Annotated in this window: 17 protein-coding genes; 10 read left to right on the top strand and 7 right to left on the bottom strand. The window is 72.0% G+C overall.

Annotated elements, in window-relative coordinates; all coding sequences use genetic code 11:
* Positions 1-100 precede the first annotated feature (100 nt).
* The 8 genes from PZB75_RS10725 to PZB75_RS10690 all read left to right on the top strand — a co-directional run bounded on the left by PZB75_RS10725 (position 101) and on the right by PZB75_RS10690 (position 9,055).
* The gene (locus tag PZB75_RS10725; RefSeq protein WP_275535072.1) at positions 101-1,792 is read left to right on the top strand and encodes a glycosyltransferase; all 1,692 of its coding nucleotides are present in this window, start codon (positions 101-103) and stop codon (positions 1,790-1,792) included.
* Entirely contained in the window at positions 1,789-2,658 is an 870-nt protein-coding gene (locus PZB75_RS10720) for a polysaccharide deacetylase family protein (protein ID WP_275535071.1), read from the top strand. Before PZB75_RS10725 ends, PZB75_RS10720 begins: the two co-directional genes overlap by 4 nt.
* A 627-nt stretch (positions 2,659-3,285) precedes the next feature.
* On the top strand, positions 3,286-4,137 hold the full coding sequence (locus tag PZB75_RS10715) for an STAS domain-containing protein (RefSeq protein ID WP_275535070.1): 852 nt from the start codon (positions 3,286-3,288) through the stop codon (positions 4,135-4,137).
* Positions 4,134-4,508, top strand: coding sequence for an STAS domain-containing protein (locus PZB75_RS10710; protein ID WP_275535069.1), 375 nt, complete (start codon positions 4,134-4,136; stop codon positions 4,506-4,508). Before PZB75_RS10715 ends, PZB75_RS10710 begins: the two co-directional genes overlap by 4 nt.
* Positions 4,505-4,927: an anti-sigma regulatory factor gene (locus PZB75_RS10705; RefSeq protein ID WP_275535068.1), complete on the top strand. Its 423-nt coding sequence runs from the start codon at positions 4,505-4,507 to the stop codon at positions 4,925-4,927. The genes PZB75_RS10710 and PZB75_RS10705 overlap by 4 nt, the downstream gene beginning before the upstream one ends.
* The gene (locus PZB75_RS10700) at positions 4,924-6,015 is read left to right on the top strand and encodes an ATP-binding SpoIIE family protein phosphatase (protein ID WP_275538663.1); all 1,092 of its coding nucleotides are present in this window, start codon (positions 4,924-4,926) and stop codon (positions 6,013-6,015) included. The genes PZB75_RS10705 and PZB75_RS10700 overlap by 4 nt, the downstream gene beginning before the upstream one ends.
* A complete protein-coding gene (locus PZB75_RS10695) occupies positions 6,012-7,451 on the top strand; it encodes a sensor histidine kinase (protein WP_275538662.1) in 1,440 nt (479 codons plus the stop codon). Before PZB75_RS10700 ends, PZB75_RS10695 begins: the two co-directional genes overlap by 4 nt.
* The gene (locus tag PZB75_RS10690; RefSeq protein WP_275535067.1) at positions 7,448-9,055 is read left to right on the top strand and encodes a fused response regulator/phosphatase; all 1,608 of its coding nucleotides are present in this window, start codon (positions 7,448-7,450) and stop codon (positions 9,053-9,055) included. The genes PZB75_RS10695 and PZB75_RS10690 overlap by 4 nt, the downstream gene beginning before the upstream one ends.
* 199 nt (positions 9,056-9,254) lie before the next feature.
* Here PZB75_RS10690 and PZB75_RS10685 read toward each other — a convergent pair whose 3' ends face one another.
* The 6 genes from PZB75_RS10685 to PZB75_RS10660 form a co-directional block, all read right to left on the bottom strand.
* Positions 9,255-9,632, bottom strand: coding sequence for an STAS domain-containing protein (locus PZB75_RS10685; RefSeq protein ID WP_275535066.1), 378 nt, complete (start codon positions 9,630-9,632; stop codon positions 9,255-9,257).
* A gap of 101 nt (positions 9,633-9,733) precedes the next feature.
* Positions 9,734-10,738, bottom strand: coding sequence for a hypothetical protein (locus tag PZB75_RS10680; protein ID WP_275535065.1), 1,005 nt, complete (start codon positions 10,736-10,738; stop codon positions 9,734-9,736).
* Between the two features lie 44 nt (positions 10,739-10,782).
* Entirely contained in the window at positions 10,783-11,202 is a 420-nt protein-coding gene (locus tag PZB75_RS10675; protein WP_275535064.1) for a hypothetical protein, read from the bottom strand.
* Complete coding sequence (locus PZB75_RS10670) at positions 11,199-14,579, bottom strand: hypothetical protein (RefSeq protein ID WP_275535063.1); 3,381 nt, start codon at positions 14,577-14,579, stop codon at positions 11,199-11,201. The genes PZB75_RS10675 and PZB75_RS10670 overlap by 4 nt, the downstream gene beginning before the upstream one ends.
* Positions 14,572-15,780: a DegT/DnrJ/EryC1/StrS family aminotransferase gene (locus PZB75_RS10665; RefSeq protein ID WP_275535062.1), complete on the bottom strand. Its 1,209-nt coding sequence runs from the start codon at positions 15,778-15,780 to the stop codon at positions 14,572-14,574. The genes PZB75_RS10670 and PZB75_RS10665 overlap by 8 nt, the downstream gene beginning before the upstream one ends.
* 128 nt (positions 15,781-15,908) lie before the next feature.
* A complete protein-coding gene (locus PZB75_RS10660; protein ID WP_275538661.1) occupies positions 15,909-16,856 on the bottom strand; it encodes an RNA polymerase sigma factor SigF in 948 nt (315 codons plus the stop codon).
* A 285-nt stretch (positions 16,857-17,141) separates the two neighbouring features.
* Here PZB75_RS10660 and PZB75_RS10655 point away from each other — a divergent pair, with 285 nt between their 5' ends.
* Positions 17,142-17,510: an STAS domain-containing protein gene (locus tag PZB75_RS10655; protein ID WP_275538660.1), complete on the top strand. Its 369-nt coding sequence runs from the start codon at positions 17,142-17,144 to the stop codon at positions 17,508-17,510.
* Positions 17,511-17,712: 202 nt separating this feature from the next.
* Positions 17,713-18,204, top strand: coding sequence for an ATP-binding protein (locus PZB75_RS10650; RefSeq protein WP_275535061.1), 492 nt, complete (start codon positions 17,713-17,715; stop codon positions 18,202-18,204).
* Positions 18,205-18,425: 221 nt separating this feature from the next.
* On the opposite strand, the gene PZB75_RS10645 is transcribed toward PZB75_RS10650, so the two are convergent.
* Positions 18,426-19,946: an oligopeptide:H+ symporter gene (locus PZB75_RS10645; protein WP_275535060.1), complete on the bottom strand. Its 1,521-nt coding sequence runs from the start codon at positions 19,944-19,946 to the stop codon at positions 18,426-18,428.
* Between the last annotated feature and the right edge of the window lie 489 nt (positions 19,947-20,435).

Here is a 20,435-nt window from a genome sequence, read left to right as displayed (position 1 = left end):
CGGGCCGGCGGCGGGCGGGTGCGACGCCGCGACCGGGAGACGGGACGGGACGCACATGCCGTACGGACAGCGGGAGCGACCGCCGCACCGGGAGCCGCGCTTGCCGCGCATCCATGACATCGCCGTGGCCGAGCTGGAGCTGGACGGGCCCCACGGGTGGGAGCTGCGGCCCGTGCCCGGCGGCCCGCCGCCGCTGCCCGGCCGGAACGACGGACGGGACCGGCAGGTCTTCGCGCTCGTACGGTTCCGGGGCCGCCCGGTCGGCACGCTGCTCGGCCGCGTCCGCGCGGGCGACGACCCGGCCGCCGCGCTCGCCGCCCAGGCGGCCGACCGCATCACCCTCCCAGGCGGACCGGACCCGCAAGCCTGGGGCCCGGAAGGCCGGAACTCGCACGTCTGGGACCCGCAAGCCCAGGACCCGTACGCCTGGGACCCGCATGGCCGGTACCCGCAAGCCTGGGACCCGTACGCCTGGGACCCGCAAGGCGGGTACCCACAAGCCCAGGACCCGCAAGGCCGGTACCCGCAAGGCCGGTACCCGCAAGGCCGGTACCCGTACGCCTGGGACCCGCAAGGCCGGTACCCGCAAGCCCAGGACCCGCAAGGCCGGTACCCGTACGCCTGGGACCCGCAAGGCCGGAACCCACAAGCCCAGGACCCACAAGCCCAGGACCCGGAACTCCGGCAGCAGGGTCCAGGGCCGGGCCGGGACCCCGACGGTGAGCGGTTCGTCGAGCCGCCCCTCACCACGGTCGTCGTCGCCACCCGCGAACGCCCCGGACAGCTCGCCCGCGCCCTCGACTCGCTCCTCGCCCAGGATCACCCGGACTTCGAGGTCGTCGTCGTCGACAACGCCCCGGCCACCACCGCCACCCGCGACCTCGTCGCCGCCGAGTACGCCGCGAGGGGCGTCCGCCATGTCACCGAGCCCGTGCCCGGACTGGCCGCCGCCCACAACCGGGGCGTCGCCGTCGCGGCGGCCGGGATTCTCGCCTTCACGGACGACGACGTGATCGCCGATCCGCACTGGCTGACCGCCCTCACCACACCGTTCGCGGCCGACCCGCGCATCGGCTGCGTCACCGGGCTGATCCTCCCCGCCCGGCTGACCACGCCCGCGCAGATACTCCTGGAGAGCCACGGCGGCTTCGCGAAGGGCTTCGCCGCCCGCCAGTACGACCCGGCGCGTCCGCCCGCCGACGAACCGCTGTTCCCGTTCACCGCGGGACGGTTCGGCTCCGGCGCCAACATGGCGTTCCGCGCCGGACCGCTGCGGGCCGTCGGCGGCTTCGACCCGGCGACCGGGACCGGGACCCCCGCCAGGGGCGGCGACGACCTCTACGCCTTTGTGCGTGTTCTCGCCGCCGGTCACCAACTCCGGTACACGCCGGACGCGTTGGTCTGGCATCACCACCGTGAGCGCTGGCAGGACCTGCGCGACCAGGCGTACGGGTACGGGGCCGGGCTCACCGCCTGTCTCACCGCGCTCCTCGTCCGCCACCCCGCGCTGCTGCCCGCTCTCCTCGCCCGGCTGCCGCGCGGACTCGCCCACGCCCGCGCGATGACCGCGTCCCGCACCGTGGCGCCGGGGGACCTGCCGGGCCGTCTGCTGCCCGGAGAACGCACGGGGTTCGGCGGTGGAGGAGCCCTCGGCGCGCACGACGCCCGGAGCCACCCCTGGCCCCGGCACCTCTCCCGGCTGGAACGCCGGGGCATGCTGTACGGCCCGATCGGATACGTGCGCGCCCGCCACCGGGTCCGCTCCCTCCCGTTGCCGTGGGAGTCACGATGACCGCCGGGCGGGGTGCGGCGGCCGTCGTCGTCCCCGTACTCCTCTATCACGCGGTGATGGAAGATCCGCCCGACTGGATCGCCGAATTCACCGTGCGGCCAAGGGACTTCGCCGCCCACCTCGATCTGATCGAGTCGTCCGGGCGGACCCCCGTGCCCGTCGGCGTCCTCGCCGACGCGCTGGCCGGCCGCCCCGGCGGGTGTGCTCCGCTGCCGGCCCGGCCCTTGGTTCTCACCTTCGACGACGGATTCGCGGATCTGCCGGGCCCGACCGCCGAGGCGCTGGCCGCGCGGTCGATGCCCGGCACCGCGTATCTCACCACCGGAGCGCTCGTCCGCTCCCCCCACGTCGGCGCGGGGCCCACCACCGACCGGGGCGGGACCCGGGGGAGCCTGCTGCCGCCCGCCCCGATGATGCGGCTGGACCGGGCGCCGCTGCTGGAGCGGTACGGGATCGAGGTCGGCGCCCACACCGTCACCCACCCCCAGCTCGACACCCTGCCCGCCGCCGCTCTGCGTCGTGAACTCGGCGACTCCAAAGCGGAGTTGGAGGACGTGCTGGGACATGAGGTGGTCCATCTCGCCTATCCGCACGGCTACAACAGTCCGGCCGTGCGCCGGGCGGCGCGGACCGCCGGATACCGGAGCGCGGTCGCCGTCCGGCACGCGCTCAGCTCGACGGACGACGAGCCGTACCGCATCGCCCGGCTGATCCTGCGTCGCGGTCACACGGTCGCGGACATCGAGGCATGGCTGTCCGGCGTAGGCGCGGCCGTCGCGCCGTTCCCGGACGCGCTGCCCACCGTCGGCTGGCGGCTCTGCCGACGCGCCCGCGCCGCACTGCGCGGTCCGGTCTTCGCGGGCTGAGCCCGGCCACCCCGGGCCCGTCCCCGCCCCCTGCCGCCCCGCCCCGGCCCGTTCCGTAGTCCCCGCCCCCTGCCGCTTCGGCCCGTTCCGTGGTCCCCGCCGCCCGCCGCCTGCCGCCCCGGCGCCGCTCCGTGCTCCCCGCCGCCCGCCGCCTCGCCCCGGCCCGTTCCGTGATCCCCGACACCATGCGCCCGTGCGCCCATGTCAGGACGGCTGCCATTCCGGCCGCATGGCCAGGTCAATTGCCGGGAGCTCCCGGCGTGACACCTTCGTAACGACCTCCCCCGCGATAGGGAGGCCGTAAGCGGGAAACGCCACACACAGCCCTGTTCCCGTCCATAATCGGGTCGTTCCACAATGCGGTCGTCGTTTCGGTCACATTCGTGTTGTGGCCGAAACGAGCGGCACTCTCGGACGAAAGCACGAGAACCGACCGCCTTGCCTGATTGCCGGGGACTTCCCCGTCGACGGGGGCGGACGTGTTCCCCGCTCCCTGGTATGTACGCCCGTCGGAACGGGAGATTCCTTCGTGCGCGCACACTCAGGGAGATGCCGTACGCTTCCCTCTGATTGTCGGATCAAGTCGGTTGTCGGACCATATTATTCAGGGTGTAAGGAGTAACTGCGATGGCGAAGCAAAACGCCTCCGCCGAGATGGTGAAACTGCTCTCGGCCGACAGCCAGGAGGTCACGGCCGGGTGGGTGGAGCGTGTCTCCGGCACCCTGGGCGGCAGACTGAGCCGGGCGGAGCTGGACCGTGAGCTGCGCGAGCTGTACACGGCGCTCCAGGAAGCGCTCCGGGCGGGCGGTCAGGACCTCCACGCCGAGGAGCTGTCCGAGGTCAGGGCTCTGCTCACCGAACTGTCGCGCAACCGCGCCCGCCAGGGCTTCACGCCGAGCGAGACCGCGATCAGCGTGTTCGCGCTGAAGGGGGAGCTGGAGAAGGTTCTCCAGGACGGCTCCGCCCAGGAGATCCAGGCGTATCTGCGTCTCGCCCGACTGCTCGACGAACTCGGTCTGTTCACGATCGAGACGCACAGCAGGGCGCGCGAGGAGATCATCAGCGCCCAGTCCGACCAGCTGATGGAGCTGTCCACCCCTGTGGTCAAGCTGTGGGACGGCGTGATCGCCGTGCCGCTCGTGGGGACCCTCGACTCCGCCCGGACCCAGGTCGTGATGGAGAAGCTTCTCCAGGCACTGGTGGACACCGGCTCCGAGCAGGCCATCATCGACATCACCGGGGTACCGGCGGTCGACACACAGGTCGCCCAGCACCTGCTCAAGACGATCGTCGCCGCCCGCCTCATGGGCGCCGAATGCACCGTGTCCGGAATCCGGCCGCAGATCGCCCAGACGATCGTGGCGCTCGGCATCGAGTTCGGTGACATCGTGACGAAGGCCACCCTTGCGGACGCCCTCCAGCTCGCGCTGAAGAAGTCGGGCATCGACCTCGTCGCTCACCAAGGGTCCCGTCGATGACCGAGCGCGTACCCGTCCTGCAGATCGGTGACGTCCTGCTGGTCTCCATCCAGGTGGACCTTGAGGACCAGACCGTCCTCAACCTGCAGGAGGACCTGGCCGAACAGATCGTGGCCAAGGCGGCCCGCGGTGTCGTGATCGACATCACCGCGGTCGAGATCGTCGACTCCTTCGTGGGACGCATGCTGGCCACCATCGCGGCGATCTCACGCATGCTGGACGCCGAGACCGTGGTGGTGGGGATGCGTCCGGCGGTCGCCATCACACTCGTCGAACTCGGTCTTTCGCTGGGTGGGGTGCGTACCGCGCTCAACCTGGAAAAGGGGCTGACGCTGCTGCGTCGGTCAGACACCCGCCCGGACCGGGCATGATCCCCCCTTGGGCCGCTGAGGAACCACCGCAGACGCACCCCATCGTCAGCAACGACGACATCGTGCGTGCCAGGCAACTGGCCAGGGCGCTCACCCAGCGGTGCAAGCTGTCGCTCGTCGACCAGACCAAATTCATCACAGCGGTCAGCGAACTGGCCCGTAACACCCTGATCTACGGCGGTGGTGGCGTGCTCACCGCCGGCGCCGTCCGCAAGAACGGGAAGCTGGGCGTGGCCGCCGTCTTCGAGGACTCGGGGCCGGGCATCCCCGACGTGGAGCAGGCGATGACCGACGGCTGGACGTCGGGCAGCGGGCTCGGACTCGGGCTGAGCGGCGCGCGACGGCTCGTGGACGACTTCGACCTGTCCACCGAGGCCGGCCGCGGCACCACCGTGACCGTGGTGAAGTGGACGCGATGACCGAGTTGAGCGGCCGTACCGTGCCGGCCTGTGAGGACATCGCGTGGTTCCGGGCGGAGCCCTCCCTGCCGTCGATGGCGAGGGGGGCGGCGGCCACCCTGGCCCGCCGGATCGGCCTGAACAGCCACCGGGCCTCGGAGGTGGCGCTCGCCGTCACCGAGGCGGCGACCAATCTGCAGCGCCACGCGGTGGACGGCTCGCTGCTGCTGCGGGTGCTGCGCACCGAGGACCGCGCGGGTGTGGAGTTCGTCACCGTGGACACCGGGCCCGGCATGACCGACCCGGTCGCCGCACTGTCCGACGGGGTGTCCACGGCGGGCACGCTCGGCATCGGGCTCGGTGCCGTGGCCCGGCTCGCCGACACCTTCGACCTGCACTCCGTCCCGGGGCGGGGCACGGTCCTGGCCGCCCAGTTCTGGTCGCGGAACCCCGGCGACGCCTTCATGGCCACGCCGGGGCAGCCGCCCACCGCCCCCGCGGTCGTGGCCGGCATCACCCGCCCGATCAGCGGGGAGACCAGCTGCGGCGACGCCTGGGCCGCCCGCGTCGATCCGGGTGACAGCCCGTCCGGCGGGGGAAGCCGGGAGCGGGCGCTGCTCGTCATGGTGTGCGACGGGCTCGGCCACGGGCCGCTCGCCGCGCTGGCCTCCGAGGCGGCCGTGAAGGCGTTCCACCACACGTCCGCGCGCCAGCCCGAAGGCATCCTGAACGACATCCACAAGGCGCTGCGCGGTACGCGGGGCGGCGCTGTGGCCGTGGCCCGGATCGAACCGGACGCCGGTCTGCTCCGCTACTGCGGCATCGGCAACGTCGCCGGTTTCCTCCTCGGCCCCGAGTCCCGCAACGGGCTGCTGTCGGCCCCCGGCATCGTCGGCCAGCAGATGCGCACCCTCCGGACGTTCGAGCAGCCACTCGTTCCCGGCGGCGCCCTCGTCATGCACTCCGACGGGCTGACCGAGCGCTGGACGGCGGGGGCGATACCGAATCTGCTCCGCCACACCCCGACCGTGATGGCGGGTCATCTGTTGCGCGAGGCAGCGGTACGCCGCGACGACGCAGGGATCGTGGTCGTCAAGGGGGCATGGTGAGTACGTTCGCCACCGACCCCGAGTCCGTGCTGGCGTTCGCCATCGGCTCGGCACAGGACATCTTCGCGCTCCGGCGCAGCGGTCAGGCGGCGGCCGAGGTCCTGGGACTGCCCCGGCAGGACCAGGTGCGGCTGGCGACCGCGCTGAGCGAACTCGGACGCGACCGGCTCGGCTGCGACGGTCTGGCCGTGACGTTCGCACTGCACAGCGAGGGTCCGCCGTCGCTCGTCGTCGTACTCGCCTGGGACCACGGCACCCGTCCCGGCCCGGAGTCGCTGGAACTGGCCGCCCGCCTCGTGCACCGGGTGCGGTACGAGGAGGGCTCCCCGCGAAGCCGAGTCGTCATCGAACAGCCCGTGCCGATGGCCGACACCGCCCCCGCCCTCAGGCACACCCGGCTGCGCGACGCCCTGCACCGCACCACTCCGACCACCCTCGTCGAGGACCTACGCGCGCAGACCCGCGACCTGATCTCGACGATCGAGGAGACCCGGGCCCAGCGCGAGGAACTGCGTCGGCTCAACGAGGAGTTGGAGGAGACCAACAAGGGTGTCCTGGCCCTCTACACCGAGCTGTCCCAGGAGTTGGAGGAGACCAACAGCGGTGTGGTCGCCCTGCACGCCGAACTGGAGGACAAGTCCCGCCAGTTGCGGGAGACGAGCGAGGCGAAGACCCGGTTCTGGACGAACATCAGCCATGAACTGCGCACCCCCGTCAACGCCGTGGTCGCCCTCTCCCGCCTCCTCCTGGCGCCCGACTCACCGGATCTGAAGGACGAGCAGCGGCAGCAGGTCTCGCTCATCGCCTCGGCGGGCCACACCCTGCTCGCCCTGGTCGGCGATCTCCTCGACGTCGCCAAGGCGGAGTCGGGACAACTGCACCCGCACCCGGCCCCGGTCGATCTGCGGACCCTGTTCGGTCAGCTCGGCGGGCTGATGCGCGGCACGGTGCACTCGGAGGGCGTCGCTCTGGTGATGCCCGAGTCCGGCACGCTTCCGGTGGTGGTCACCGACGAGGTGCTGCTGAGCCGTATCCTGCGCAACCTCCTGTCCAACGCGCTGAAGTTCACCGAACACGGTGAGGTGCGCCTGGACTTCACCACGGACGGGACACCGACCCCCTGGCTGGTCTTCACGGTCACCGACACCGGCGTCGGCATCCCGCGGGGCGAACTCAAGCGGATCTTCGAGGAGTTCTACCAGGTGCGCGGCCCGCACCAGCGGGGCCGACCGGGCACCGGCCTCGGACTGCCGTACGCCCGTACGCTCGCGGAACTGCTGGGCGGCACGCTCACGCTGACCAGCACCCCGGGGGTCGGTACCCGGGTCGAGGTGCGGCTCCCCGACCTGCCGACGCCTCCCGCGGTGGAGAGACCCGACACCGCCGACGCCCCGCCCGCCCCGTCCGACGCGCCCGCCGACGGGACCCACCGGTGAACTCCGACGCGAGCCGTGACGACGCACCCGCGACCGTGCTGGTGATCGACGACGACGAGGTGAACCGGTACGTCCTCACCAGCTGGCTCGGCCGCGCCGGACACACCGTGATCGCCGCGGCCGACGGGAGGACGGGACTGGCGCTGCTGGCCGAGTCCGGGACGCCCGGCCCGGAAGCCGCGATCATCGACGTACGGCTGCCCGACATGAGCGGCTTCGAGGTGTGCGAGCGCATCAAGAGCGACCCCGCGACCGTCGGGCTGCCGGTGATCCACATCTCCGCCGCCGCCGTCACGCCCGAGGACCACGCGCAGGGCCTGCGCCGCGGGGCCGACGCGTACCTCAACCAGCCCATCGACCCGGTGGAGCTGCTGGCCACCGTCACGGCCACGCTGCGTTATGCCAGGGCCAGGCGCCGGGCCGAGCGCCTGGCCGAGCGGCTGGTCACGCTGAACCGGACCACCCTCGACGTCTACCGGGCCGTCGGCTTCCACTCGTTCGCCACCGCCGCGACCGGCGGCGCGGCGGACCTGCTGTCGTGCGCCGCCACCGCCGTGTTCCTGACCCCGCAGGGCCAGGCCGTCCGCAGCGAGGTGGAGGGCCCCGGAGCCACCCCCCGGCTGGTGCCCACCGACCCCGATCTGCTGGGCCGGCTCTCCGGCCACGCCCTCCGCAGCGGTACGGGGGCCGAGATGACGGTCCTGCCACGGGCCCGGTGGCGGATGCTGGTACCGGGCGGTCAACTGGACGAGGACGTCGCCCTGATGGTGGCCCGCACCAAACACGGCCGCCCGCCGGTCTGTTTCGCCGTACCCGCCGCCGCGGTCCCCGGGCCCGACGGGCAGAAGCTGTTCCAGCAACTGGTCCACGCCTGCGCGCTGTCGCTGGAGGCGCTGCGCAGCTACAACGAGGAGCACTCCCTCGCGCTCTCCCTCCAGCGGACGTTCCTGCCGGACCGGCTGCCGAGCGTGCCGGGCGTCGAGATGGCGTTCCGGTACCTGCCCGCCTCGACACACACCGAGATCGGCGGCGACTTCTACGAGGCCATCCGGACGGACGACGGACTGCTGCTGGCGATCGGCGACGTCGCGGGACACTCACTGGCCGCCGCCACCGTGATGGGTGAGGTGCGGCACGCGCTGCGCGCCTACGCCCTGGAGGGCCACACCCCGCACCACATCAACGAACGCCTCGAATCACTGCTCGCCTACTCGCGGCCGGGCGTGACGGTGACCCTGTGCGTGATCCTCATCGAACCCGGCGGACGCCGTGTCCATGTGTCCAACGCCGGGCACATCCCACCGCTGCTGGTCAGGCCGGACGGGCCCGCGACCTTCGTCCACGAACACGGACCGCTGCTGGGGCTCGACCTTCCGCACCCGCCGTCGACCGTGGTGGACACCGTCCCCGGCACACGTCTGGTGCTGATCACCGACGGCCTGGTGGAGGTGCGCGACGAGGACCTGGACGACAGCCTCAACAAGTTCCGGGCCGTCGCCGAGGCCGGACCGGCCGAGCCGGAGGCCCTGTGCGAAGAGGTGCTGCGGACGTTCGGCGAGAACAAGGACGACGACATCGCCCTGCTCGTCGTCCGGCTGGACTGACCTACGGGCTGTCCCGCGATCCCTGGTGGGCGTGCGACGACAGCTACGGCACCTCGCGGCGTTGTCGGAACGTCCGCATACATCCAGTATGCGGACGCTCCTCCGCCTGGCGATGCACCGCATCTGACGCCGCACGCTGATCCACCACGGATCGCGGGACAGCCCTTAGCCACCGGCCGGAGCCCGCCCCGGCTGTCGGTCAGTCCTCGGTGGCGTGTGCCACGTCCGGGTAGATCCGCAGCGCCCGGTCCGCGCCCGTGATGGCCAGCAGACGGCGGAGCTGCGGCGGCGGGGCCGCGATCCGCAGCGACGTCCGCTTGTGCACCCGTACGAGCAGATTGAGGAAGCTGGAGTCGGCGAAGGCGAGGGCGCTCGTGTCGAGGATGACGACCGGGTAGGTGGCGGCGGCCGTCTCCAGCGTGGCCCGCAGACCGGAGATGTTGTCCGCGTCGACCTCACCTTCGGCCGTGACGATCCAGGTGTCGCCGAGCGCGTACTCACCCCCGAAGGCTTGGTGCAGGGCCTGCGCGGCAGGACCCGAGTGATCGGCGTTCTCCGGAGTGTGGGAGCTGGACACGTTCCCAGTATGACAAGGTCCGGTGGTGTCGTGTCGGGTCGGGTGATGTCGATGCGACGACAGTCCGTGACCGGTAAGTGCCGTTACGGGTGGGGTTCGGTTCACCGTGGAGGCGGCTGGTTCAGATACGGATCGGCGACCGCCTCGCGCAGCGCCTCCCAGGACGCGTCACGGGCGAGCGAGAGATCACAGCCGGGGCCGGGGTCACGGCCGTTCCACTGGAGCGCCGCGTACACACCGTCGAGCCGCTTCAGCACGGACGGCACCCGCGCGTACCAGCGGGCCTGGGCGCGTGGCCGCGACGGGTCGTCCGCCGTGCCGAACTCCGAGAGCATCAGCGGCTTGCGGGCGGAGAGGTGACTCCGTATCCAGTCGTGCGGGGCGGACTGCGTCTCCTCGAAGGACCGCCAGGGCGCCTGGTGACAGCGGTAGTAGTTGTACTGGTTGTAGCCGATCCAGTCGACGTACGCGTCCCCCGGGTACAGCCGGGGGAAGAGGGCGTCGTGCCCCGGATAGCCGGTGATGATCCACGTCCACACCACGTTCGTCACCCCCAGCGCCCGGAACCTGTCATGGATGTGGCGGTACGCGGCCACGTAGTCGGCCGGGGTCCCGGCGGCGGGGGTACGGGTGTCCATCTCCAGGTCGAAGGAGAGGAACACCGGCTTCCGGTACGCCCCGATCCGCCTGGCCTGCACGTCGATCACCGCGGTGTCGAGCGCGCCCGCCGCGATCTCCCGCCAGCCGGGCTGCTGTGCGGGGGCGCCGCCCCACCACTTGCTCTCCCACGACAGCAGCAGCATCCGGTCGGCCCCGACCTCGCGCTCCTGCTCGGTCAGCAGCTCGCCCTCCGGGCTGCCGAGGGACATGTCGTGGTACGTGTACACGATGTCCAGCCGGCGCCCGATCCGTGCCTCGTAGGCGAGGACCTTCTCCTGGAGATCCGCCCTGTCGTGCCGGACGTACGCCCCGAACCACGCGCCGCAGCGGGGCATCAGCGGCGCGGTCGGCCGACGGCACCGCTCGTGGTGTCCCGGGGCCCCGGCGCCCGGCCCCGAGGAACGGTCCAGGGCGAGGAGTGCCACGAGCAGCAGGCACACGGACACGGCGGACACGGTCCACGGCCCGCCGCGGCGGCGCCGGTACGCCGTCACGGCGGCGGCCCCCTCCGCGCCGGGGAGCCGCCCCACCGGGGGCAGCAGGCGGCGAGCGTGGCCAGCGCGGTGAGCGGCAGCAGGACGCGCGGGCCGCTGAAGGTGTGCGTGGCCATCAGGACGGTGGCCAGGACGACGAGCGCGCCGACGCTCAACAGGACGGCCAGCACCAGGAGTTCCAACCGGTCCGAGTCCCGTTCGTGGTGCGTGTCCCACTCCTCCACCGGCCCGACGGCCCGGCGGCGGTGGAGCGCGGGCCGCAGCACCCGCAGCACGGCCGCGCCCGGCCCCGTGAGCAGGAACACCGCGACGGGCGCGACCCGCAGTGGTGAGCCGCCGGGCAGCGCGGTCGCGGCGACCGCCAGCCAGCCCGTCAGGGGCGGCAGCAGCCTGAGCGCGAGTGAACGGAGCGTCACCGGGTCCCGCTCCTTCCCGGCCCGTCCCCGCCGCCGTCGTCCCCGCCGCCCGCGCCGTCCTCGTCCGCACGGCCCCCGTCTCTGTCATCCGCACCCTCCGCGCGCAGCTCGAAGACGACACCGGCACCGCTGCGGGCCACCTCGCGGAACAGCGGCGAACCGGCCAGCGCGCGCTCGATCCGCCGTAACTGCCCGACCGTCAGCATGCCGTTCATCTCCGAGTCTGCGATCTGCCCCCGGGTCAGCAGGAAGTACGCCCGTCCCGGCGCCCGCACCCCCGCCATGTCCCGGGCCAGCACGGTGGCCGGATCGCGCAGGATCTCCCGTACGTGCGCCTTCGAGTCGTCCAGGAACCAGTAGTGCCGCAGCCGCCAGTATTCCTCGTACGCCAGCGGGTAGTTGCGGTGCGCCCCCACCACCAGCGAGTCGTCCGGGGCCCGTTCGATGAGCCCGCGCACGAGCGCCACCTCGTCGGGCGGGAAGTAGCTGAGGCGGTCCTTGCCCGCGTAACTCGGTACGAAGGCCGCGGTGAGCGCGAGCAGCACCACGGCGGGCGGCACCACGGGCCGCCACCCGGACGCGACCGGTGGCGGACCGCCGCCCGGCACCTGCCCGGCGGGCTCGGGCGCGGCGGGCGCGGCGGGCGCGGCGGGCAGCAGGACCGCCGCCGCGAAGAAACACGCGCCCGGCAGCATGAACAGCAGCACCCGGAAGATCATCTCGCTGCCGTAGTCGTTGGCCACCAGCATCAGCGACGGCACCGCGGCGATCAGCAGCAGCGGCCCGGCGCGGCGCCGCAGCACCGGTCGGCGCAGCACGCCCAGTGCGGCGAGCAGCAGGACGGAGCCGGAGAGCAGCCGGGACACCCAGGAGACGACCACCGGCCCGGTGCCGGTGGGCTTCGCCCCGTACCCCGCCTCCAGGTTGTGGCCGACGTCCCCGAACGAACGCACGATCTCGGGCACGGCCTCCCGGATGAAGGGCAGGGAGGCGGTGAGGTTCCACGCCAGGAAGACCAGCACGACCGTCAGGAGCAGCGTCCAGTCCCGGTAGCGGCGGGTCGCGCAGAGCACGGCGACGCTCGCCAGCAGCATCACCGGGGTCAGCTGGTGGGTGATGACCACGGCCAGCACCGGCGGGATCAGCACCAGGGACCACCGGGCGTCGTACGGCCGGGCGCGTCGGCGCAGCACGACGGCGATCACCCCGAGGTACAGCACGAAGGCCAGGGACTGGGGCGAGAAGTAGTCCTGTCCCACCCAGTCGGCCACGAGGAACAGCCACACGGCGGTCCACACCAGGCGCCGGTCCTGGGTGAACGTGCGGTAGATCAGCAGCAGAGGGGGGAGCAGCAGCAGGCTGGAGACCAGCGGCCACCACGCCAGGTACGGCAGCGCGTCGGCCGTACCGGTCAGCCGGACCAGGGCGGCCGCGGCCGCGAAGAAGCCGGGCCACTGGTCGTACACCGCCAGATCGCCGAGCTGTTCGCCGGACTGGAGCCCGCCCGCGGTGAGCAGATGACCGATCACCGCGTCGTGCTTCCACGCCCAGGAGTACAGGGGCGTCGGGTAGACCAGTGCCTGGGTGGCGCGTTCCATGACGACGAGGGCCACCACATGGGCGAGCGACCACCAGTGGGAGCGCAGCGGGTCGCGTACGCAGATCCAGAAGCCGAGCGTCAGCAGCGCGAGCGCCGCCCAGAACGCCGGGTGCACCGCACCGGCCAGCCCGAAGTCGCCGAGCCCGTCGGGGGCGGTGTGCCGGACGGCGTACAGCCACAGCGCGAGCGCCCCGACGAGCGGTCCACCCAGGCGCAGCCCCCTCGCGAGGCGCGGCGGGGGCGACGGACGCGGTGCGGGCGGACCGGCGAGACCGCCCCCGGCCCCGCCCTCGCCCCCGGACCCGGGCCCGGCCCGGCTCCCGGACCCGGCCTTGTCCCCGCTCCCGGCCCCGTCCCCGCTCCCGGCCCCGTCCCCGCTCCCGGACCCGGCCCGGCCCCCGCTCCCGCGCCCGGCCCCGTCCCCGCCTTCCCCCCTGCCCCCGCTGAGCGCCGCCCGCAGCCCCAGCGCCGATACGAGCGCCACCCCGGTCATGCTCAGCAGCACCGCCCACCCCGCCCCGTCGATCCCCACCGGCCCGAGCAGCAGCGCCGCACTCCCCAGCACCAGCGCGCACATGACGCCCTGGACGGCGGCGAGCGCACCCGTGCGGCCCTGCACCCGCAGCACCCCGATGTACAGCTCCACGACCACCCGGGGCAGCGCGGCGGCGGCCAGCAGCCGCAGCACGAGCGCTCCGTGCTCGGCGTAGGCCGGGCCGAACGGGGCGAGGATCGGCCGGGCGAGGACGATCAGTACGAGCACGACGGGCACCAGCAGCACCGCCATGCGCCGCAGCGCCCCCCGCACCCCCTCCGCCAGCCGGCCGGGACTGTGCGAGGCGTGCGCGGTGAGCGAGGAGGCCATGTTGACGGCCATGAACTCCATGGTGCCGCCGACGGTGTACGCGATGTAGAAGAAGCCGTTGTGCGCGGCGTCGAAGCGGACCGCGACCATCACCGGCAGCAGATTGATCATGGTGAGGCTGAACAGCGCGCCGACCGAGTCCCCGGCGAGGAAGCCGCCGATCTCCCGGAGCGTGGGCGGCTCGCGGTCCCGGTCCGCTCGGGCCTGTTGCGGGATGAGCCGCCGGAAGACCAGCCAGCCCAGCGGCAGTACGGACAGCGCGATGGCGGCGGCCCAGGAGACGAAGACGCCGAGGACCGGCAGCGCGGTCGCGAACACCGCGAGCAGCAGCAGCTTCCCCACGGAGAACACGGCGTTGCCGACCGGCACCCAGACCGCCCTGCGCAGCCCGGTCAGCACCCCGTCCTGGAGGGTCAGCACCGCCCAGGCGACACAGGAACCGGTGAAGAGGAGCCCGGCGGACAGCGTGCCGAGCGGTGCGTAGGAGGGGCCCCACCGGTCGAGGGTGAGCAGGAAGACCGCGCAGGCGACGACGACCACGGCCGAACTCACCAGATAGGCGCGGGCCACCAGCGAGGCGGTGGCCCGTCCGGCCCGGGGCACGTACCGCACCACGGCGCCGATCATCGTGGTCGCGGTGACCGAGGCGAGCAGCCGCATGGCGGCGATGGCGGCGGACCCCTGTCCGACCGACTCCTCGCTGTAGTAGCGGGCAGCCAGCAGCCAGAAGCCCAGACCGAGTCCGGCGGAGACGCCGGTGGAGAGCATCAGCGCGTAGGCGTTGCGGAACATCGGGTCCGCGCCCCCGTGCGCACCGCCCGTGCCGGCTCCCGGCCGGTCGGGGACCTGTTCCGGGGCGGCCCGGCGCGCCCCGCCGTCCGGGGAGTTGCCGACGCGGACGGCGTCAGCCACCGCGCCGCGTTTCCGCCGGCCCGATCCCCGCCCCGGTGAGGACGTCGACGACCCGGTCGGCCAGCAGTGGATCGACCGGGAGCGCGTGCCGGGCGAACCAGGCCGCGTCGGCGGGTGCGGGGGACGGCTCGGTGAACGGGTCTCCCGCGTAGGCGTCGAGCGGCGGATCGTAGAGGTAGCCGACGGTGATCCGCCGCCGGGCGAGCGCGGTGATCGCCGCGTCCCGGTCGTCGACCAGCAACGGCACCCGGAACAACGGCTGTACGGGCCGGAGCGCGGCGCCAGGAGCGGCCCAGCGGGTGGCGAGGAGGCGCCGGGTCCCGGCGCGGTGCGCGGCGAGCCGCCCGTCGAGCCGCCCGAGCAGCCGCTCCAGCCGGCGCAGCCGTGACCGTCCGGGGGTCGCCCGGTAGTCGTGCAGATCGACGCGGACCCAGGAGTGGAGGCCGGACAGCGACGGCCCCCGGTCCAGGGCCTGTTCCAGCTCGGTGGGCCGTAACGGCATGCGGATTCCCGGGCGTTCCTGGAGGCCGAGCAGGCGCAGGCCGGCCCGGGCGGCCGGGGCGAGCCGCAGTCCGCGTACCGCCGCCTCGGCGTACGGCCGTACGGCGTAGGTGAGTTCGGCGCGGCGGCGGACCGGATCGAGGAGCGCGTCGCGGGCCAGCTCCAGCGGGGCGCGCAGCCCGGGGTCGGCGAGGGCGAGGAAGCCGCCGGTCCTGGCGCCGACGTGCTTGGAGAGGCTGAACACGGCCGCGTCGCCGAATCCGCCGACCGGCCGACCCGCCGTCGCGCTGCCGATGGCGTGCGCGCAGTCCTCGAAGAGGGGGATGCCCAGGCGGTCGCAGCGCGCCCGCAGCCGGGGCGCCGGGTCCGGATTCCCGTACAGATTGGTGGTCAGGACCGCCGACAGACCGCTCCACACGGAGGCGGGTACGGCGTCCACGTCGAGGGAGCCGTCGGTGGCGCGGAGCGGGGCCTGGACGGGACGCAGACCGGCGGCGAGCACGACGAAGAGGATCACGTCGTCGTTGACGGGGGACATCAGGACCCGGCCGCCGGGCGGGCACCAGTGGCGCAGGGCCACGTACAGCCCCAGCCGGCCCGACGGCATGTACAGGCACTCCCGGCCGAGCCGGGCCCGCATCGCGGTCTCCAGCGCCGTGTACGCCGTCGGACCGCACTGACCATGAGCCGTACGCGCCATGTGTGTTCCCCCCAGAACCCCCGCCCAATGTGACCCAGTCCGGGACCCTCGTCAACAACGCGGAAGGACCCGCCCCTGACGGGAACGGGTCCTTCCGCGGTGCTCGTGAGGGGGCGGCCCCTCGGCGGTCATTCGTCCAGGGTCAGGCCCTTGCGGAGCTTCACCAGGGTGCGCGAGAGCAGCCGGGAGACGTGCATCTGCGAGATGCCCAGCTCTTCGCCGATCTCCGACTGCGTCATGTTGGAGACGAACCGCAGCGAGAGGATCATGCGGTCGCGCGAGGGCAGCGAGGCGATCAGCGGCTTCAGGGACTCGATGTACTCGATGCCCTCGATGCCGTTGTCCTCGTAGCCGATGCGGTCGGCCAGCGCGCCCTCGTGGTCGTCCTCCTCCGGCTTGGCGTCGAGCGAGCTGGCGGTGTACGCGTTGCTCGCGGCCATGCCCTCGACGACCTCGTCGTTGGTGATGCCGAGCCGGTCGGCCAGCTCGGCCACGGTCGGCGACCGGTCCAGTTGCTGGGCCAGCTCGTCACCGGCCTTCGCCAGGTCGAGCCGCAGTTCCTGCAACCGGCGCGGGACGCGCACGGACCAGCTGGTGTCGCGGAAGAAGCGCTTGATCTCGCCGACGATGGTCGGCATGGCGAAGGTCGGGAACTCGACGCCCCGGCTCAGCTCGAACCGGTCGATCGCCTTGATCAGGCCGATCGTGCCGACCTGGACGATGTCCTCCATCGGTTCACTGCGGGTGCGGAACCGGGAGGCGGCGAACTTGACCAGGGCGAGGTTCAGCTCGACCAGGGTGTTGCGGACGTACGCGTGCTCGTGGGTGCCCTCTTCGAGCCTTTCGAGCCGTTCGAAGAGCGTCCTCGACAGCGCCCTGGCGTCCAGCGCCCCCACCTTGGCGTAGGGCGGGATCTCGGGGAGCCCGTCGAGCGCGCCGGGATCGGTGGCGAGGGGGTCTTCGGTGCCGCTCGGACCGGTCGTGACGGTCGTGGCGGAATTCTCGGATTGTTTCGGTCCCTGAGGACATGCCGACGGCGCGTCGTGGGTACGCGGTTCGTCGAGCCGGGGTGACATGGTCTCCTCCATCGTTCTCGGCATATGGCTGCCGATGCCCATACGTGTTCCTGCGGTGAAGCGGCGCCTCCAAAGCCGGTCGTGATTCGGGTGTCCCTCTACCCTTACCCGGTCGGCACCAAGACTTACAAGCGCCAATTGATGCTATATGTCCGGTTTGTTGAGGTCTTCGACTACCGCGAGGCGTACGAAACGCGTACTGTTTTACGAACGTCGGCGGCAGCCCAGGGCTGTCCCGCGGATGTTCAGGCAAACGAAGCGACGAACGGCGAAGAGGAATCGGGCATGGACCGCGGGACGGTCGGCAGTGCGAACCGGGGTCGACTTCAGGTCGAGATCCGGACCGAGGGGCGCAGCGAGGTTGTGACGCCGGTGGGTGAACTCGATCACCACACCGCCGATCTGCTGCGGGAACCTCTGGAGAGCGCGGTCGAGCAGGGGCGTACGCGCCTGGTGGTCGACTGCTCGCAACTTGAGTTCTGTGACTCCACCGGGCTGAACGTGTTGCTCGGCGCTCGCCTGAAGGCCGAGGCGGCCGGGGGAGAGGTCCATCTGGCGGGAATGCTGCCGGTGGTGGCCAGGGTCTTCGAGATCACCGGGGCCGAGGCGGTCTTCACCGTCCACGACTCCCTCGAAGCGGCTCTGAACGCCTGATCGTGACGTGCCCCGTGGCTCCGGCCCTCATGACTGTCGCCCGCGTCACGCGATCAGTGCGTGCGAGTGGGTGTCGTCACTGCCCGACCGGGCAGGAGTCATCCCGGCGGAGTAGTGAGTTGCCTGCCGGTCTTTATCTGTTCAATATCTGTACCTGTATCTGTTCAATGGCGACATGGTGAATCGGTGAGGTGAAGCGCTGATGAGCACCACCCGGCAGCATCCGCCGGGCGGCCTCGGTCGCGAGCCGGAGGGCGGCGGCCCGGCCGCCGCCGTACCCGTCGACCGGCAGTGGCGCACCTTGTCACTGTCGCAGGTCAGCGGCATTGTGCCGACGGCCCGCGATTTCGCCCGCCAGGCACTCCACGAGTGGGGCTGGCTGCCCGCGGCGAGCGCCGATCGGCGGGCCGCCGCCGAGGACGTCCTGCTGGTGGTCTCCGAGCTGGTCACCAACGCCTGCCTGCACGCGGAGGGGCCCGAGGAGCTGCGCATCGCGTGCTCCCCGAAAGTGCTGCGCGTGGAGGTCGTCGACGGTGGCGCGGGCCAGCCCGCACCCCGTACCCCGCACCGCGCGGGCCGGCCCGGCGGGCACGGCATGTTCATCGTGCAGCGGCTCTGCCTGGACTGGGGCGTCATGCGGGTGCCCGACCAGCCGGGCAAGACCGTCTGGGCGGAGCTGGCCGCTCCCGCGTAACGCGTGCCTGTGGTCCTCACGAAGGAGCGCGCCGACCCGGCGCGCTCCTTCGCTCTGTCCGTGCCCTCGCGTGTGAGTCCGTGCCACTCCTGCCGACGCTTCGGCCCCTTTCACGCGCGGACCCGTACGCCGACGCGGTACGTCCCGTACGCCACGGACGGCGAGGGGCCGCCGCGTCCGGCGAACCGGTGCGGCGGCCCCTCGTGCGGTGCCGTGCGAGGTCAGCGCACGTCGCCCATGAGCGTCTTGACCTTCCTGCGGTACATGAAGACCGCGATCCCGGCCAGACAGGCGAGGACGGCCTCCAGGGCGACCGCGCCCGATCCGCTGAGGTCGACGCCGCCGATGGACAGCAGACCGGTCACCGAGTCGCCCGCGGTGACGGCGAGGAACCAGACGCCCATCATCTGACTGGCGTACTTCGCCGGGGCCATCTTCGTCGTGACGGAGAGGCCGACCGGGGACAGGCACAGCTCGCCGACGGTCTGGATGAGATAGATGCCCACCAGCCACATCGGGCTGACCAGCGTGCCGTCCGACGCCATGGCCATCGGGACCAGGAAGAAGAAGAACGAGACACCGATGAAGAACAGGCCGACGGAGAACTTGGAGACCGTGCTCGGCTCCTGGTTCCGGCGGCTCAGCCAGACCCAGATCCAGGCGAAGACCGGGGCCAGAGCCATGATGAAGACCGGGTTCAGCGACTGGTACCAGGACGACGGGAACTCGACGCCGAGCAGTGATCCGGCCGCCTTCCCCTCGCCGAACGCCTGGACCGTGGAACCGCCCTGGTCGTAGATCATCCAGAAGACCGCGGCGGCCACGAAGAACCAGATGTATCCGGACATCTTCGTCTGTTCGGAGGCGGACAGGTCCTTGTCGCGCTTGATGCGGAGCAGTACGCCCGCGGGGATGACCAGACCCAGCAGGGTCAGCGGCACCATCGCCCAGTTGAGGGTGAAGTGACCGGTGCCCCCGACGACGCCGTAGAAGACGACGGCGATCATCAGCCAGATCAGACCCTTGCGCAGCCAGGAGACGCGCTCCTCGCGGGCCAGCGGGGTCGGGACCCGGCTGCTCTCCGGGCTCAGGTACTTGCCGCCCAGCAGGAACACCAGCAGGCCCAGCCCCATCCCGACGGCCGCCAGCGCGAACCCGAGGTGCCAGCTGACCGTCTGACCGATCGTTCCGATGAGCAGCGGAGCGACGAAGGCACCGATGTTGATGCCCATGTAGAAGATGGTGAAGCCGCCGTCACGGCGCGGGTCGTTCGGGTCCTTGTAGAGATGGCCGACCATCGTCGAGATGTTGGCCTTCAGCAGACCGGAACCGAGCGCCACGAGCGCCAGCCCGGCGAAGAAGAAGCCCTGTCCGGGCGCCGCCAGCGTCAGATGGCCGAGGATGATGATCCCGGCGCCGATGCCGACCGTTCTGCGCGGGCCCCAGACCCGGTCGCCGAGCCAGCCGCCGGGCATCGCCAGCAGATAGACCATCGACATGTAGACGGAGTAGATGGCCGTGGTGGTGGCCAGGTCCATTCCGAGACCGCCGCCCTGGCTGCCGGATTTGGCCTCCGGGCCGCCGGACAGCAGGTACAGGGTGAGCAGGGCCCGCATGCCGTAGAAGCTGAAGCGCTCCCACATCTCGGTCATGAAGAGGGTGGCCAGGCCGAAGGGGTGGCCGAAGAAGGTCGGTCCGGAACCAGTCGTACTGGCCGGGTCCTTCGTCAGGCTGGACGCCATGGTCGATCCTTGCTAGGTCGGGACGCGTCGCCGTACGAACGTGACGCGCCCGGTGGGGGGTAGCCGGCACCGGCACGGCCGCGCCCCACCCCGACGCCCGGGGGGTTCGTTCCGGCACTCCGTCGGAGCGAACCCGGGTACGGGGGCCGACCGCATCGGGAACCACGCCCGGACCGAGTGCTCGCGGGCTCGCGTCGTTTCGCGTTCTCGCGGTCTCGTGTTCCGGGCCCGGCCCACAGGTCATTGACTGAAGGTCGGGACTGGCGGGTACCAGTCCGTACTCAGGTCGCTCCCCGGCGTTGGGCGGCCGGAACATCCCTGAGTGGTGCAACAGGCGTCGAGCAACCATACGACACGCCAATGCCGGAAATAAAAGGACCTGAGACGTGGATCACAGGGGAACGCGTGTCGGCACTCACACTTTCGAAGGTGGCACCCGGATTCCCACCCACTCCCGAAGGGCTTGTGGATCACCACACGGCCGACGTC

It is taken from the genome of Streptomyces sp. AM 4-1-1, from assembly GCF_029167625.1.
GTDB lineage: Bacteria > Actinomycetota > Actinomycetes > Streptomycetales > Streptomycetaceae > Streptomyces.
Note: the sequence above shows the minus strand (reverse complement) of the source record. Positions and strands in the feature narration are given on the sequence as shown.

Coding starts and splice junctions, on each gene's coding strand:
- PZB75_RS10720 (WP_275535071.1), top strand. CDS start 1,789: ATGACCGCCGGGCGGGGTGCGGCGGCCGTCGTCGTCCCCGTACTCCTC.
- PZB75_RS10715 (WP_275535070.1), top strand. CDS start 3,286: ATGGCGAAGCAAAACGCCTCCGCCGAGATGGTGAAACTGCTCTCGGCC.
- PZB75_RS10710 (WP_275535069.1), top strand. CDS start 4,134: ATGACCGAGCGCGTACCCGTCCTGCAGATCGGTGACGTCCTGCTGGTC.
- PZB75_RS10705 (WP_275535068.1), top strand. CDS start 4,505: ATGATCCCCCCTTGGGCCGCTGAGGAACCACCGCAGACGCACCCCATC.
- PZB75_RS10700 (WP_275538663.1), top strand. CDS start 4,924: ATGACCGAGTTGAGCGGCCGTACCGTGCCGGCCTGTGAGGACATCGCG.
- PZB75_RS10665 (WP_275535062.1), bottom strand. CDS start 15,780: ATGGCGCGTACGGCTCATGGTCAGTGCGGTCCGACGGCGTACACGGCG.
- PZB75_RS10660 (WP_275538661.1), bottom strand. CDS start 16,856: ATGTCACCCCGGCTCGACGAACCGCGTACCCACGACGCGCCGTCGGCA.
- PZB75_RS10655 (WP_275538660.1), top strand. CDS start 17,142: ATGGACCGCGGGACGGTCGGCAGTGCGAACCGGGGTCGACTTCAGGTC.
- PZB75_RS10650 (WP_275535061.1), top strand. CDS start 17,713: ATGAGCACCACCCGGCAGCATCCGCCGGGCGGCCTCGGTCGCGAGCCG.
- PZB75_RS10645 (WP_275535060.1), bottom strand. CDS start 19,946: ATGGCGTCCAGCCTGACGAAGGACCCGGCCAGTACGACTGGTTCCGGA.